Genomic DNA, 14,192 nt, shown 5'->3' on the forward strand with positions numbered 1-14,192 from the left:
TAATTTCAAATAATTAGCGAGAAGACTGCATAACGGCCGCCAGCGTGCGCTCAGCACCTGCACCGCCCCGCAGATCGAGCGCCGCTTACGCGGCGCATCGCGGATGAATCCGCTCCTACACAGGTTTGTTCCAAGCCATTGTGCCTGGACGGGCCGACCATGGCCTCACTGGTGCGGCACACTGCATATATAGATGTAGGAAGCGCTCTATTCAGGGCGCCCCATCGATCGCACTGATGATGACTATCGAAAGGCACATCTGTTTGAATGCAAACACCGCCCTCTATAATCGCCCCCGAATTGTCTCCTCGCTCCTCTCGCCTGCTCCAGGCGACACTCCCTTGGAATCCGCACCATGCCAAGCGCCAGCCAGGCCTCACACGGCCGTCCCGAACATGATCAGCAAAGCGTCAGCCAACAGTGGCTGGCAATTCTCTCGGTTGCCGTGGGTGCCTTCGCCCTGGTCACCAGCGAGTTCCTCCCAGTCGGGGTACTCAACGATGTCGCCAGCGACCTCGGCATCAGCGCCGGCCACGCCGGGCTGATGGTGACCCTGCCCGGCATCATGGCAGCCCTCGCCGCCCCCTTGCTGTCGGTGGGCATCGGCGCCCTGGACCGGCGCTACCTGCTGATCGGCCTGACGCTGATCATGATCATCGCCAACGCGGTCGTGGCCTACGCCACCGACTTCAGCCTGCTGCTGTTCGGCCGCGTGCTGCTGGGCATCAGCATCGGTGGCTTCTGGGCCACCGCCATCGCCCTCAGCGGACGCCTGGCGCCCAAGGGCGTGAGCGTGGCCCAGGCCACCTCGATCATCATGGTCGGCGTGACCCTGGCCACTGTACTGGGTGTGCCCGTGGGCACCTGGTTGAGCGGGCTGATGGGATGGCGCACGACCTTCCTGGTCACTGCGCTGGTGGGCATACCGGTGCTGCTGGCGCAGGTCTTCCTGCTGCCACGACTCAACCCGGACAAGGCCATTCGCATCAGTGACCTGCCAGCCCTGTTCGTCAACCCGAAGGCTCGGGTCGGGTTGATCGCGGTGCTGCTGATCGGCCTGGCGCACTTCGCCGCGTACACCTATGTCGCGCCGTTCTTCAAGCACAACGCCAGTTTCGATGGGCCGACCATTGGTTCCCTGCTGTTGCTCTATGGCGTGGCCGGGGTACTGGGCAATATCTTCGCCGGCTTCGCCGCCAACCAGAGCGTGCGCCACACCTTGATGCTGGTGGCGCTGATGATCGGCGTCGGCACCGCGCTGTTCCCCTACTTCGCCACCAGCCTGACTGGCGCGGCGATGCTGATCGCGCTGTGGGGCTTTGCCTTCGGCGCCTTCCCGGCCTGCGCCAGCATCTGGATGTTCGTCGTGGCGCCCAAGGATGTCGAACGTGGCATGCCGCTGTTCGTCGCCATGTTCCAGGTGATCATCGCCCTGGGCTCGTTCTTCGGTGGGCAAATCGTCGACCAGATGGGCAGCGCGGTGCTGTTCAGCCTGGCCACGGCGCTGGTTGGCTGCGGATTTGTCACGGTGCTGGTGCTGGGGCGTAGTGTCAGCAACAGCCTGGCGGCTCAACCGTCCTGATGCTTGGCGGTAGCCTTGCAGCGCTCGATCTCGAAGGCGCTGCAAGGCTACCGCCGCCACCTTGAAAGCACCGCCCTTTACAACGCCTTCATCTCAGCAATGTCCCGCACCACTGCGTCCGCAGAGTGGTCGAACATCGCCTGCTCCTGCGCATCCAGGGGCAACTCGATCACCCGTGCAAGCCCCTCTGCCGCCAGCACGCAGGGAACCCCCATGGCAATGTCGTTGCGCCCGTACTCGCCTTCGAGAATCGCGACCGTCGGCAGGATGCGATTGCGCCCGTTGGCGATGGCATCCACCATCTGCGCAATGGCCACGCCCGGCGCATCGCAGGCGCTCCCCATTTTCTTCAAACCCAGTATCTCGCCACCGCCCTGGCGCGTGCGTTGCACAATCCGCTCTATCTGCTCACTGGAGAGAAAGTGAGACAGCGGCACCGAGCCGATCGCGCAACAGCGCATCAACGGCACCATGCTGTCGCCATGCCCGCCCAGGACCAGCGCCGTGATATCCCGGGCGGAAAAGCCGGTTTCCTCGGCGATGAAGCACTTCATGCGTGCTGTATCCAGCACCCCCGCCTGCCCGAACACCTTGCCGCGTCCCCCACTACTCAAGCTCCAGGCCCGGTAGGTCAGGACGTCGACAGGGTTCGACACCACCAGGACCGTCGCCGCCGGAGCGTGACGGTTGATGTCCTGCATGATGCCGTCGAGAATCGGCAGGTTGATGCTCAGCACATCCTGGCGCGACTGACCGGGCTTGCGCGGCACGCCCGCGGTGATCACCACCAGGTCGGAATCCTGCAGCATCTCGGCGTTGGCACCACCGTGAACCCGGGTATCGGAACCGGACTCGACGGCCGCCTGCCAGATGTCCAGCGCCTTGCCTTTCGCCAGGTCGCCCTGCACATCGACCAGCATCAACTCACGGCAGTACTCTTCCCGGGCGATGATCTGCGCCGCCGCCTCACCGACCATGCCCGCACCCACGATTGATAGTTTGTTCACCTCACACCTCTCTCGGCGCGCTGATCGCCGCACGCTCGGCTGTACAGAGAATGACAGCGTCGCATCACCCATGAATCCAGAATGCACTCTCGGCAAACTGCTCGCCATTCCACCAGTTGGCCATCCCCGTCTCCATGCGGAAATTCCTTGCCCCAGCCTGGCTCTGCAGCGGCGCCACCACCTCGCCATTGGCATCGCGCCTCGCGCTCTTCTGCGCCGTTTCAGGGACGACGGCAACGATGTGCCCGGACTTCCCTTCCGCCTTGCGCCGCGCAACGATCAGCGCTATGCCGCCCTGGTTGGCGGCCTGCTGCAATTTGCTCAGCGTGCCCGTCTGGCGCCAGCCGAAGTCCGGGCCAAAATCGCGCAGCCAACGGAACAGGTCGTTGGCTCGCATTTCGCGGAGGGAAGTGCCGATCAGCGGCTCGACCGGCTTGCCCTGCGACAGCGTGATCAGTGCTTTCTCTGTCCACCACACCCGCGGCAGGTACGCACCCGCCAGCATGCAGTAGTCATGGCAATAGATATTGCAGAAGGTCAAGCCTTCCCTGGGCTGGTAGCGCTTGTGCGCCGGCTTGTCCACCGCCAGCCAGTCAACGATGGCCGCCAGTTCGGCGCGCAAACTGTCGGCCGAATCACCAAGCCGCTGCGGCATGCTCGCTTCGTTGAGTGAATGGGCACCGGCGAAATCGATCCGCCGCGTCACCACACCCGGTTTGCGTGGCATGGAGACGGCGACGATACCGCTGGTAGGCGGTGATGCCGATGGGCTGACGAGCGGAATGTCCTGTACTGTCGAATCTGCGATCAGGAATTTCTGCGCAACGAAACCGCGCAGCAAGGCTCCGTTGAGTGACGTCTCCACCTCCACAAAACCATTACGCACTTTGCCGGTGAGGGCTCGCACCGGCTGGCCGTCCGGCAGGTTGGCGATCACGTTGGCTTGCGGCGGGTCGCTTTTGCGCGGTTCGCTACGCATGCGCAACGGGCTCTCGCGCGTGTCGACCCTGAAGAATTCGCCTTGTGCCGTCAGCTCGCTGGGAGGGGGCACCAATGAAAGCCCCGGCGCAGGCTGAGGCAACAGTGGCGGCTGGCCCTTCACGGCAACGGTGTGAGCCAGGCGGATGAAGTCGAAGAGGTTCTCGCCGTAGAACCGCTTACCGTCGAAAAAACCCTGGCGCAGCCCTTTACGAGGATTGAAACCGCCGGTGTTGTAAGCGATGCCGACGGCAGCAAGTTCCATGTCACTGAGGGACGATCGCTTGCTCAGACCCAGTTGCTTGAGGCCGCGCTTCAATTCGGCAACGCTCAGTTGCAATGCATCGTCGAAGTTGACGTAGCGCCGTTGCAGGAAGTAATCGGGGTCGCTCTTGAAGAACTGCAAATCACGTTGGAATATCCCGAACCCATGACAAAGCTTGTCCGGGTTACGGGCGACTTTGGCGTAACCGTCAATATGCTTGGCCATGTCCACCAGGGCCTGATGGGCAATGTCGAACATGGCCTGGCCGTTGGGAGCGGCCAGCAGTGCCGCCTTGTCCTTGGGGAAGGCCTGGCGCCCCTTCTTTGCATCCTGCTTGTTCACATCCAGGGTGTCGCCGACACAGAGTTCCAGGATCTCGGGCACCGGCAAGCCTTTGTTGCGCAGTACCGGCCAGACTTCTCCTGTTTCCTGACACGCGATCGCGGCCATGAAGTCCACCGTCAAGGGCGTATTGGCTAGCGCAGGCGACATCTGGCTCTGAAACTGGTTCTTGAACCACTTCACATCGTTGGCATTGGGCATGTGGGGGATCCTTGACCGGCGAGTCGCCGGCCCGCTTGCGCCCCCATCGCAAACTGCTGGGAAATGAATGACCTGACGTCTTCAGTAAAGTCTCGAATGTTCGAGTGTCAAGTTCATGGCGCAACCTGCCGCTCAGCGGCCTTGAAACCATTGGACGTTGTAAATGCTGAATGCGCGAAAGCGGCTAGAGTCATTTTGATATCACCTCAACCAGACGGAATACACCGCTCCACGGAGGACTCCATGCTCAGGCTCCCGCAAGCAGGTTTGACGATACTGTCCGCGCTTCTGATGTCCATGATCATGATCGCCTGCACCTCGACGGATCGCGTCATGACGCCCTACGAGAACAAACTGGAGGTAGATAGCGTCAATGCAGTGAAGTTCCACAGCATGCTCTATTTCCCCTCCGGGACAGCCCTCCACTACCCCGGTTACGTGGTCGCGCTCGAAAAAAGCCCACAGCCGATCATCGGTGGGCCCAAGGTCAACAAAGAGAGCAAGGGGCTGTTTCACGCCGACGCTACGTATTTCAAGGAGGAGGAAGATACCAGCACCAATACGTCCCACCAGATCGAACGCATCCAAGGCCGGGACACTAAAGCGATGTTCGTCTCACACATCCTCAAGAATGGCGTGCTGGCGGACCAGGCCACAGGCTATGTGGCCAAGTCCCATTGCTTTGTTTACAACGCTTATGTCAGCGAGGCCCTGGCCGGCATCCGCAAAGACTACAACCTGACAAAAGTCAGTGACTGGAATGCCTGCAAAGCCCCGCACAACGTGGAGCAGCCCCGATCAGACCTCACGGGTTTGTACCGAGAGAGCAAGCAAGCGCTGGCGTTGCTAGAACAAAACCTCACCGAGGACCTTGGCGGCTCTCGCTACACCCATGTCGTCATCGTGGTCATGGGCTGGAACACCGCTCAGGACGAGGCCATACGTAATATCAACGACATCACAGGCAACCTGATGGCCGCTGCCTATGAAGTTGGCCAGGCGCAAAAGCAAACGCATGACCAGGCCAAGGCCCTGCAGAGCCTCCAGGTCTACAAGCCATCAGGCGAAGAGGCCATCGCCACTCGCCCCAAATCGGACGTCCTCGACACCACACGCTTTCGTCCTCTCGTCATCGGTGTGACCTGGCCATCCTTCTGGTCCAACGCATTCACCAATTTTTTCAGCTATGGCAACAAGGCCAATGACGCCGACGAGATCGGCCTGACGTGGCTGAACATGCTCGTCAACCAGACTGTGCCCAACGCGCTCGCGGCGTCCAAGAGCAAGGCCAAAGTCGTCACCATCGGCCACAGCTTCGGTGCGCGCGCCATGATGCGTGCACTGTTCAGCTCGCCCGCGCTGGCGCCACGGCAGGCCTATCCGCAAAGCCATGTGGACCTGGCAGTGGGCCTTCAGGGAGCGGTCAGTATCAACCGCTTCACCGTGGGTGACGGCAAGGAAGGCGCGCCCTATCGGGATTTTGCAAAACTGCGGAAAACCCATATTGCGCTTACCGCCTCGGAGCATGACGGCGCTGCCGGAGGCCCGGTGTTCTGGTACGACCCTTCCGGCTCGATCAAGTCCTGGAACCTGGTGTGTGGCGTGGCAGTTCCGGCCAGGTCTGCCACGTTCGACTGCTTGAAAGCCAGCGATACCTCCGCCTCCCCGAATGGCCTGTTCAGCCTGTGCAAGGTAGGTGACAGCCATTGCACGGCATCGACGTTGAGTCGGGGCAAGGTCAGCTACATCGACGCATCCGACGGCATTACCCAATTCAACTCACCGGGCTCGGGCGGGGGCGCTCATAGCGATATCTACCGCCTTCCCATGGGTAGATTGTTGTGGCGCCTGATCGAGCAATATGCACCGAGCGCCGAATCTCGGGCCGAGACTCCGCTAGCCGCACAGTGAGCGCTGCGCATCAGCGCGCCAAAGTGTCGACCAAAGCCTGCCGCTGACGAGCGTCAGCGGCGGCGATTGGCTGTAGACCCCAATCGGGACTGCTCGGAAACGGCAGTTGCGCCAGGATCCCGACGATCACGGCGGCGCATCGTCCGTCAGGGTCCAGGTCGACCCGCACGGGTCGAAACAGCCAGGCGCCTGCACCCGTCACAGCAGCTCGGGGAAGGCAGCGCCAAGCAGGCCGGGGTCCTTCAGGATCGATGCACTGCTGGCGATATCCGGGGCCAGCCAACGGTCCTGGGCATAGGCCGGGACCCGTTCGCGCAACAACCGCCAGGCAACGTGGGTGCCTGCGCCAAAGCGCTGCTCCTTGAGGAACTCGAATGCCTGGGCCGCCAACAGGTATTCGATGGCGAGGATCTGCGTACAGTTCTCCAGGGCGCGGTGCAGCTTCAACCCGGCATTGGTGCCCATGCTCAGATGATCCTCCTGCAGGCCGGAGGTGACGTAGTTGTCGATGACGGCCGGTTGGGCCAGCTGACGGTTTTCGGCACAGAGTGAAGCGGCCACGTACTGGACAATCATCATCCCCGAGTTCACACCCGGTTGGCTGACCAGGAAGGCCGGCAAACCGCTGACCAAAGGGTTTATCAGGCGATCGAGTCGACGCTCGGCAATCGCCCCGATCTCGGCCACTGCGATGGCCAGCAAATCGGCCGCCATGGCCACGGACTGGCCGTGCGGATTCGCTTGGGAAACCACCCGATATGCCTCGGGTGTACCCAACAGCATCGGGTTGTCGGTCGTGGAGTTGAGTTCGGTTTCGATCTGCCTTGCCGCGTGTTCCAACTGATCGCGTGCGGCGCCATGAACCTGCGGAATCGAGCGAATGCTCAAGGCGTCCTGGGTGCGAATGCCCTGGCTGCTGGCAATGATTTCACTACCGTCCAGCAGGCGACGCAAATTGCTGCCCACACGCTGCATGCCGGGGTGAGGTTTGAGCGCGATGATTTCAGGGTCGAAGGCATCGAGCTGGCCGCGCAGGGCCTCGAAGCTCATGGCGCCGATAACGTCCGCCCATTGGCTCAAACGGGTGGCGTCATCCAGAGACAGGCAGCTCAGGCCGGTCATGCAAGGGGTGCCGTTGACCAGGCACAGACCATCCTTGGCCCCCAGTTTGATCGGCGCCAGGCCGACCTCGGCCAAGGCTTGTTGCGCCGGCACGATCTGGCCGCGATAGCTGACCAGGCCGACGCCCAGCAAGCTGATGCTGATATGGGCCATGTGGGTCAGATACCCCACCGACCCCTGTTTCGGAACTTGCGGAGTGACGTGCTGATTGAGCAGGGTCAGCAGCGCCTCGACCACCTTGCGCTGAAGGCCGGAACGGCCCTGGCAGAAGTTGATGATCGCCGCGCACATGATCGCCCGGGTCTGTTCGTCCGACAGCGCGGCACCCACGCCGCAGGCATGGCTGAGCAAGGTGTTGTGCGAGAGCTGGCTGAGTTGTTCGTCCTGCAACGAGACATTGCACAAGGCGCCAAGCCCGGTGTTGACGCCATAGGCGCGGTCACCGCTGGAAACGATGCGCTGGACAATCGCCTGGGCGTTGTCGATCCGCGCCCAGGCCGATGGGGCCAGCTCAAGCGTCGCGCCATGCCGGGCCACAGCCACCACGTCCTGCCAGCGAACGGGCGCCTCGGCGATGATGATTTTTTCGGCAAACGACATACACGCGGTTCCTTAAAGCGAAGCTACGCGACGCTGCACGAAACGATCTACGTATTCGTCCGCAGGCTGGTAGAGGATTTCCTTCGGCGTGCCGACCTGGATCAGGCGACCGTCCTTGAGAATGGCAATTCGGTTGCCGATGCGCACCGCTTCGTCCAGGTCATGGGTGATGAAGACGATGGTCTTGTGCAGGGTCTTTTGCAGTTCCAGCAACTGGTCCTGCATTTCGGCGCGAATCAGCGGGTCAAGCGCACTGAAGGCTTCGTCCATCAGGATGATGTCGGTGTCGGCAGCCAAGGCACGCGCCAGGCCCACGCGCTGGCGCATGCCGCCCGACAACTGGTGCGGGTACGATCGCTCGTAACCCTTGAGGCCCACGGTATTGATCCAATGCAGGGCACGCTCCGTGCACAGGGTCTTGCTCTCGCCACGGACTTTCAGGCCGTAGGCGACGTTGTCCAGCACGGTGCGGTGCGGCAACAGGCCGAAGCTCTGGAACACCATGCTGATCTTGCGCCGGCGGAATTCGCGCAGGGCTTGCATGTCGTATTGCAGAATGTCCTCGCCATCGACCAGGATCTGACCGCTGGTGGGGTCGATCAGGCGGTTGAAGTGACGCACCAGGGTCGACTTGCCCGAGCCCGACAGCCCCATGATCACGAAGATCTCACCGCTGCCGATGGACAACGAGAGGTCGTTGACCCCGACCACGCAGCCGGTTTCGGCCAGGACCTGCTCTTTGGTGTTGTTCTGGTGGATCAGTTTCAGGGCATCTTCGGTACGTGCACCGAAGATCTTGAACACATGTTTGACTTCGATCTTGCTCATCGCCTGCTTGGTGCTCATTTGCCCACCCCATGCCGTGGCCGGCCATAGGCCTGAGTAATGCGGTCGATCACAACCGCCAGAATCACAATGGCCAGGCCCGCTTCGAGGCCGCGGCCTACATTGAGGGTCTGGATGCCGACCAGGACGTCTTCACCCAAGCCACGGGCACCGATCATCGACGCGATGACCACCATCGACAGGGCCATCATCGTGGTCTGGTTGATACCGGCCATGATGCTCGGCAACGCCAGTGGCAACTGCACGCCGAACAGTTGTTGCAGGCGATTGGCACCGAACGCGTTGATCGCCTCCATGACCTCGCCATCCACTTGGCGAATGCCCAGGTCGGTCAGGCGAATCAGCGGCGGGGCGGCATAAATGACGGTGGCAAAGATTGCCGGCACCTTGCCCAGGCCGAACAGCATCAATACCGGGATCAGGTACACGAAGCTGGGCATGGTCTGCATGATGTCGAGCAGCGGCATCAACACTGCCCGCAGGCGATCGTTGCGCGCCGACAGGATACCCAGCGGGATGCCGACCAGGACCGAGATCAGCGTGGCTACCAGCATCAGCGCCAGGGTCTGCATCAGCTTGTCCCAGAGCCCGACCGCACCGACCAGAAAGAGCAGGCCGACGATCACCGCCGTGGGTACGGCTCTGCGGGTGGCGTGCCAGGCGATACCGCCGACGATGGCCAGCATCAGCCACCAGGGTGTTGCGCGCAGCAAACCTTCGAGGTTGACGATGGCCCACAGCAGGGTGTCGGAAATGTGCCGGAACACGTCACCGTAGTTGGTGACCAGCGCGTCGACCCAGCCATTGACCCAGTCGGCAATGGAAAACGTGAAGTTTTTGGGGAACATGGAGTTCTCTCGAGCAATGCATGAAGCGGACTGCTATGTGGCTTGTCCGGCAGGCGCCGGACCCGCCCACACCCTCAGAGTGCCGCATCTACCTTTTTGGCTGCGTCTTCGCTGACCCAGCTGTGCCAGACTTCGGGGTGCTCCTTGAGGAACAACTTGGCCAGTTCCGCCGACTCGACACGATCCCTGCTCATGCGCGCCAGATTCTGGTTCAGCAGATCGATCGGCAGATTGACCTTTTCCAGCACAGCCACCAGCTCCGGCGCCTGCTCGTGGAAAGTCTTCGACACACCTACCTTGATCGTCACGGATTTATCCACGCCTGGCTTCTCGTCCAGCTTGACCAGGTCGGCCTGGCCCATCAGCGGGGTTGGCGACCAGTAGTAGAAGAGGATTGGCTCGCCACGCTTGTAACTCGACAGCACGGCGGCATCCAGTGCCGGACCGGTGCCCGGGCGGAAGTTGGTGTAGGTGTTTTCCAGGCCATAGTTCTTGAGCATTTCGCTGTTGTCCAGCTCGCAGGTCCAGCCGGCCGGGCAGTTGTAGAAACGCCCCTTGTCCGGTTCTTCCGGGTCCTTGAACACCTGGGCGTATTGCCCCAGGTCGGCGATGCTCTTGAGGTTCGGTGCCTTGGCTTCGAGTTTGCGCCTGGCATCGCCTTCGATTACATAACGCGGCACATACCAGCCTTCTACCGCGCCAACCACCGGTGAGCCGACGCCGACGACCTTGCCGGCGGCCTCAGCCTTGTTCCAGACCTCGCTGCGCCCTACCCACTCCTCGGCGAAAACCTGGATATCGTTGCTGCCCAGGGCGTTTTCCATGGAGATGGAGTTACCCGGCAGGCTGTCAGTGTCACAGCCATAGCCATTTTTCAGCACAAACTGCATCACCTCGGTGAGCAGCATCCCGCTTTCCCAGTTCAATCCGGCAAATTTCACCGGTTTGCCGGACTCGCACCAACCGGCCGCCTGGCTGGCGCCAGCGGACGCCAAGAGCCCTAAAGAAAGTGTCGTGGTCAGCAGAGCCTTTGTAATTGTCATTGTGAAGCTCCCAAACAAGATGATCACTGCGCAGGAGAAATATTTCACAACCTTAAAAAAGGATAAAATAATAAGTCCTGATGCATCACCACGGAAAAAACTATGAAGTTCACACTGCGACAGCTTCGCTACGCGCTCGCAGCGGCCAAGCACGGAAACCTGACCACTGCCGCCATGGAGCTTCATGTTTCACAACCTTCCATCTCGGCGGCCATCACCGAACTGGAGGAGGTGTTGGGCCAATCGATCTTCATACGCCAACGTGGCCTCGGGATATCGCTGACCCCATTCGGTCGTACCGTCATGGTCCAGGCCCGTCGGGTGCTGGCAGAGGCTCAGACCTTTGCCGAGATCCATGCCAATGCCGGCGAGTGTGTCGGCGAACTGGTGGTCGGCTGCTTTGAAGACCTGGCGCCCTATTGCCTGCCGCAAATCGTGCGACGGATGCAGGAGTCCTGCCCAAGGGTCACGGTCGATATGCGCGATGGCAGCTTCGATTATGTTGGCAAGCGGCTCAGTGAGGGCGCGATAGAACTGGCCATCACCTACGACCTGGGTTTACCGCCGAACACGCATTGCACCCAGCTGTGTCAGCTGACCGCCCAGGTGCTGCTGTCGGCCGACCACCCGTTGGCCAAAGAGTCGCGTGTCAGCCTCAAGGCGCTCTCCGAATACACCCTGGTAGTCACCGATCAGGTCCACAGTTGGCAGCATGTGTTGGATCTGTTCAGCTTTTACGACCTTTCCCCCGCCATTGTGCACCGTGTGCGCACCTTTGAGTTGCAGCGCAGCCATTGTCGCCAATGGCTTTGGCGTGGCGCTGATCTATACCCGGCCATTCGGTGACCGTAGTTACGATGGTCAAGCGCTGGTATGTCGGCCGACTCAGGAGAAACTGCCAACCCACAGCATCGTGCTGGCGCATGATCAGCGTTATCCGCTGACGCCTTCGGCCGAGGCATTCAAGGAGCTGGCGGTGGCATGGTTCGCGGAGCGACCGTCGTTTGCATCCGAATGAGCAACGGGTGGGGCGAATGTCATATGACGACTGCTGGCGGGTAGATGAGACGCCCGGCGAGCTCGATCTGGCGGCCATGCAAGTGCTTACTCAGTGGTGAGCGGCGCACTGAAACCGCAGATACCCTCTGGAAATGGGCATCCGTCGGGCCTGGGGGGCGCCATGTGGCTGGCGAGCAGCACCAGATCGGCAGTGAGTCACGCTAGGCAAGTGCGCTCGACTGCCACCCGAGGAGTGTCTGCATTCGACCCAAAGCTGCCCTTCGCAGATGACGGCTATCGGCTAGAAACGGACGGTACCGAGGACATGGCGCCCCTCCCCTTGAGCATAGGTCGGGGAGCTGGAGATCTATCGGAGAGGGGGCGTCCAGAGTAGTCACAACTCGTAAACTTCAAGCCCCAGCGCAGCGCCGATCACGTACCAAATATCTTGCCAAAGCACATACGCCAACTCCGTTCCTGCAAAGGAAGTTTCCTCATTCCCTAAGCGTAGAAGCTTGGCGTTTGCAAGATACTTGTGGGTAAAGGTTCCGATAGTCATTTCGCTAAGCTCTTTGGGCAAAACTGCCCGGATGGAGTCTCTGTAGATTGGATCGTCAGCAGCCACCATGAACTCGTCAAAGAGGTGAGAAAAATCCTCTAGGTGCTCGCCTAGATCAATTGAGTACAGATCACTCGGCATAGTACTGAACCTGATCTCTCCCTTGTCATAGTCCATCACCGTTGAGTTCAAGTGTGCGATTTCACTATGAAGGTCTTCAGGACAGAAGACGAAAACTGTGATGAATGACTTTTCATGCAGCCACTCGATTGCGTGTGGGATGACATTCTCTAGGGGTTGGGGGGTTAGCACCTTCTGCGGGTGGATCTCACGATAAAATCTCAATGCTCTCTTCATCTGAGCGATGACAAACGAGTAATCAATGTACATGACTCGATACTTGGCTGGTGCACGTTGCATGCACTCCTTGTACATCTGCCTGACCTCTGCAACACAAGCCTGTACGTCTCTGACGATCTCTCGGCCGGTAAAGCGAATAACCGTGTAACCAGCCCGGGTTAGATAACGTTGCTTGATTGCATCCTTTTCCAGTTGTTCCTTGGTCGAATGGTAGGCATGCCCATCAAGCTCAATGATGAGTCGAGCATCTTTCAAGAAGAAATCTACTCGGTAGCGATGATGTCGTTCCGCGTCACCGAACCAGCTTTCTCTCTCGATCAAGTCCGCTAGGTCTGCAGCAGCCTTGTTGAATTCATCCTCGATGTAGGATGGTCCTCGATCCTGGTACCAGCTCGGGGATGTCGGCGTATGGTGGCCTGGTTTCTTCATCAAGCTGTCTCTTGTGGAGTGTATCGGCCCGAATGTGAACGTTGGTGGGAATGATGAGGGGTAACTCAATCCCTCAGACCGGATTCCCGTCTTCAGGTTTGCACGCTTTTGATGCAGGCAAGATGCTTTGCATGGAGCTGCCGGTCTCCATCCGATCCTATCCCAGGAAATGGTGTAAATCGCCAAGGAGCTCGCACGGCCTACAGGATAATCGGCCTAGGTGCGTAATTGCACCCGCGTGACCACACGTTTGCATTCGATGTGATCAGTCACTTGCATTCGATCTGACCAGTCGCAGGCATGGCTGAGGGGCGAAAGCAGCAATCCACGATTGGCAGCTAACGACCCATAGCTGCCGTCCGCCGAGAAGTCGGCCGGGCACCAGGGTGTGATGAGCAGCGTTTGTTCACAAGGTGTCGGGGTCGATGCCGATCGCACGAAGGGCTTGAGAGAACGAGCGATCGATGACAGTTTCGCCTGTGGTCGAGGCAGCTTGGTCGATAGCCACAATGCGGTACTGCAGCTTTTTCCCAGTCACAAGGTCCCGAATGATCTGCTTCGCTTTTTCGCCGGAGGCCAGCGTGTAGGGGCTCATTATTTGCGTAGCGGCATCCATGGCCTGCTTTTCGGCATTTTTGACGATTTCAGCGTGCTCACCAGTGGCAGTCACATCCTTCAGGAAAACGGCCGGGGAGAGACTCACCGGGTTTTCCTGCGGGGTGATGGTCCAGGCTTCATGTTGATCGACAAGCAGCTGCACGGTACCGACCGGCAGCCTGGCCCTGCCGCCGGACATCACTCCAACTAAAAGCTCATCACCGTCCTTGCGAATCACCGGAAAGTAGTACACCGGCCTTGTGAAGAACCAGCTAGCACTCTCTGTGTCGCCAGTGCTGACCATCATGGTCGTCATGTTGGTGGACTCGTCCGTCGAAGAGGTCGCTCTCCAGGTTGGTTTGCTCTCGGCGCAGCCTCCCTGCGAGAGAGCAATAGCGAGCACTGCTGTGGTCCATTTCATTGCGGATCTCAGTGTCCAAGGGGGCGAGTGAAACAGGGGGGCTAGCTTATCGTTGGCAACGCAGTCGAAGCATCTTCGCCAG

General features: G+C 60.2%; 11 protein-coding genes and 1 pseudogene. 4 read left to right on the plus strand and 8 right to left on the minus strand.

What is annotated here, in order from left to right:
* The first annotated feature begins 355 nt into the window (after positions 1 to 355).
* Positions 356 to 1,582, plus strand: coding sequence for an MFS transporter (locus P5705_RS12065; RefSeq protein WP_240066139.1), 1,227 nt, complete (start codon positions 356 to 358; stop codon positions 1,580 to 1,582).
* Between the two features lie 77 nt (positions 1,583 to 1,659).
* Here P5705_RS12065 and P5705_RS12070 read toward each other — a convergent pair whose 3' ends face one another.
* Positions 1,660 to 2,589, minus strand: a complete 930-nt coding sequence (locus tag P5705_RS12070; protein ID WP_277461090.1) for a malate dehydrogenase — start codon at positions 2,587 to 2,589, stop codon at positions 1,660 to 1,662.
* 64 nt (positions 2,590 to 2,653) lie between these two features.
* Positions 2,654 to 4,375, minus strand: a complete 1,722-nt coding sequence (locus tag P5705_RS12075; RefSeq protein WP_277461091.1) for a hypothetical protein — start codon at positions 4,373 to 4,375, stop codon at positions 2,654 to 2,656.
* 243 nt (positions 4,376 to 4,618) lie between these two features.
* On the opposite strand from P5705_RS12075, the gene P5705_RS12080 reads away from it, so the two are divergent.
* Complete coding sequence (locus P5705_RS12080) at positions 4,619 to 6,286, plus strand: alpha/beta hydrolase (RefSeq protein WP_277461092.1); 1,668 nt, start codon at positions 4,619 to 4,621, stop codon at positions 6,284 to 6,286.
* 198 nt (positions 6,287 to 6,484) lie between these two features.
* On the opposite strand, the gene P5705_RS12085 is transcribed toward P5705_RS12080, so the two are convergent.
* From P5705_RS12085 to P5705_RS12100, 4 genes are all read right to left on the minus strand, one after another.
* Positions 6,485 to 8,008 (minus strand): HAL/PAL/TAL family ammonia-lyase, encoded by a 1,524-nt coding sequence (locus P5705_RS12085; protein WP_277461094.1) that lies wholly within the window; start codon positions 8,006 to 8,008, stop codon positions 6,485 to 6,487.
* Positions 8,009 to 8,020: 12 nt separating this feature from the next.
* On the minus strand, positions 8,021 to 8,854 hold the full coding sequence (locus tag P5705_RS12090) for a quaternary amine ABC transporter ATP-binding protein (protein ID WP_277461095.1): 834 nt from the start codon (positions 8,852 to 8,854) through the stop codon (positions 8,021 to 8,023).
* Positions 8,851 to 9,702 carry an ABC transporter permease gene (locus P5705_RS12095; RefSeq protein WP_011533796.1) on the minus strand — a complete coding sequence of 284 codons (852 nt, stop codon included), beginning with the start codon at positions 9,700 to 9,702 and terminating at the stop codon, positions 8,851 to 8,853. Before P5705_RS12095 ends, P5705_RS12090 begins: the two co-directional genes overlap by 4 nt.
* Positions 9,703 to 9,776: 74 nt before the next feature.
* Positions 9,777 to 10,697, minus strand: a complete 921-nt coding sequence (locus P5705_RS12100) for an ABC transporter substrate-binding protein (RefSeq protein WP_277461153.1) — start codon at positions 10,695 to 10,697, stop codon at positions 9,777 to 9,779.
* Here P5705_RS12100 and P5705_RS12105 point away from each other — a divergent pair.
* Complete coding sequence (locus P5705_RS12105; RefSeq protein ID WP_277461156.1) at positions 10,600 to 10,851, plus strand: hypothetical protein; 252 nt, start codon at positions 10,600 to 10,602, stop codon at positions 10,849 to 10,851. The two genes, P5705_RS12100 and P5705_RS12105, sit on opposite strands and share 98 nt — an antisense overlap.
* Positions 10,848 to 11,763, plus strand: a pseudogene (locus P5705_RS12110) (LysR family transcriptional regulator). The gene P5705_RS12105 and the pseudogene P5705_RS12110 overlap by 4 nt, the downstream one beginning before the upstream one ends.
* A 375-nt stretch (positions 11,764 to 12,138) precedes the next feature.
* On the opposite strand, the gene P5705_RS12115 reads toward P5705_RS12110, so the two are convergent.
* Positions 12,139 to 13,092 carry an endonuclease domain-containing protein gene (locus P5705_RS12115; RefSeq protein WP_277461097.1) on the minus strand — a complete coding sequence of 318 codons (954 nt, stop codon included), beginning with the start codon at positions 13,090 to 13,092 and terminating at the stop codon, positions 12,139 to 12,141.
* A 406-nt stretch (positions 13,093 to 13,498) separates the two neighbouring features.
* Positions 13,499 to 14,110: a hypothetical protein gene (locus P5705_RS12120; protein ID WP_277461098.1), complete on the minus strand. Its 612-nt coding sequence runs from the start codon at positions 14,108 to 14,110 to the stop codon at positions 13,499 to 13,501.
* Positions 14,111 to 14,192 lie beyond the last annotated feature (82 nt).

Origin of the sequence: Pseudomonas entomophila (assembly GCF_029478665.1) — a bacterium.
GTDB lineage: Bacteria > Pseudomonadota > Gammaproteobacteria > Pseudomonadales > Pseudomonadaceae > Aquipseudomonas > Aquipseudomonas entomophila_F.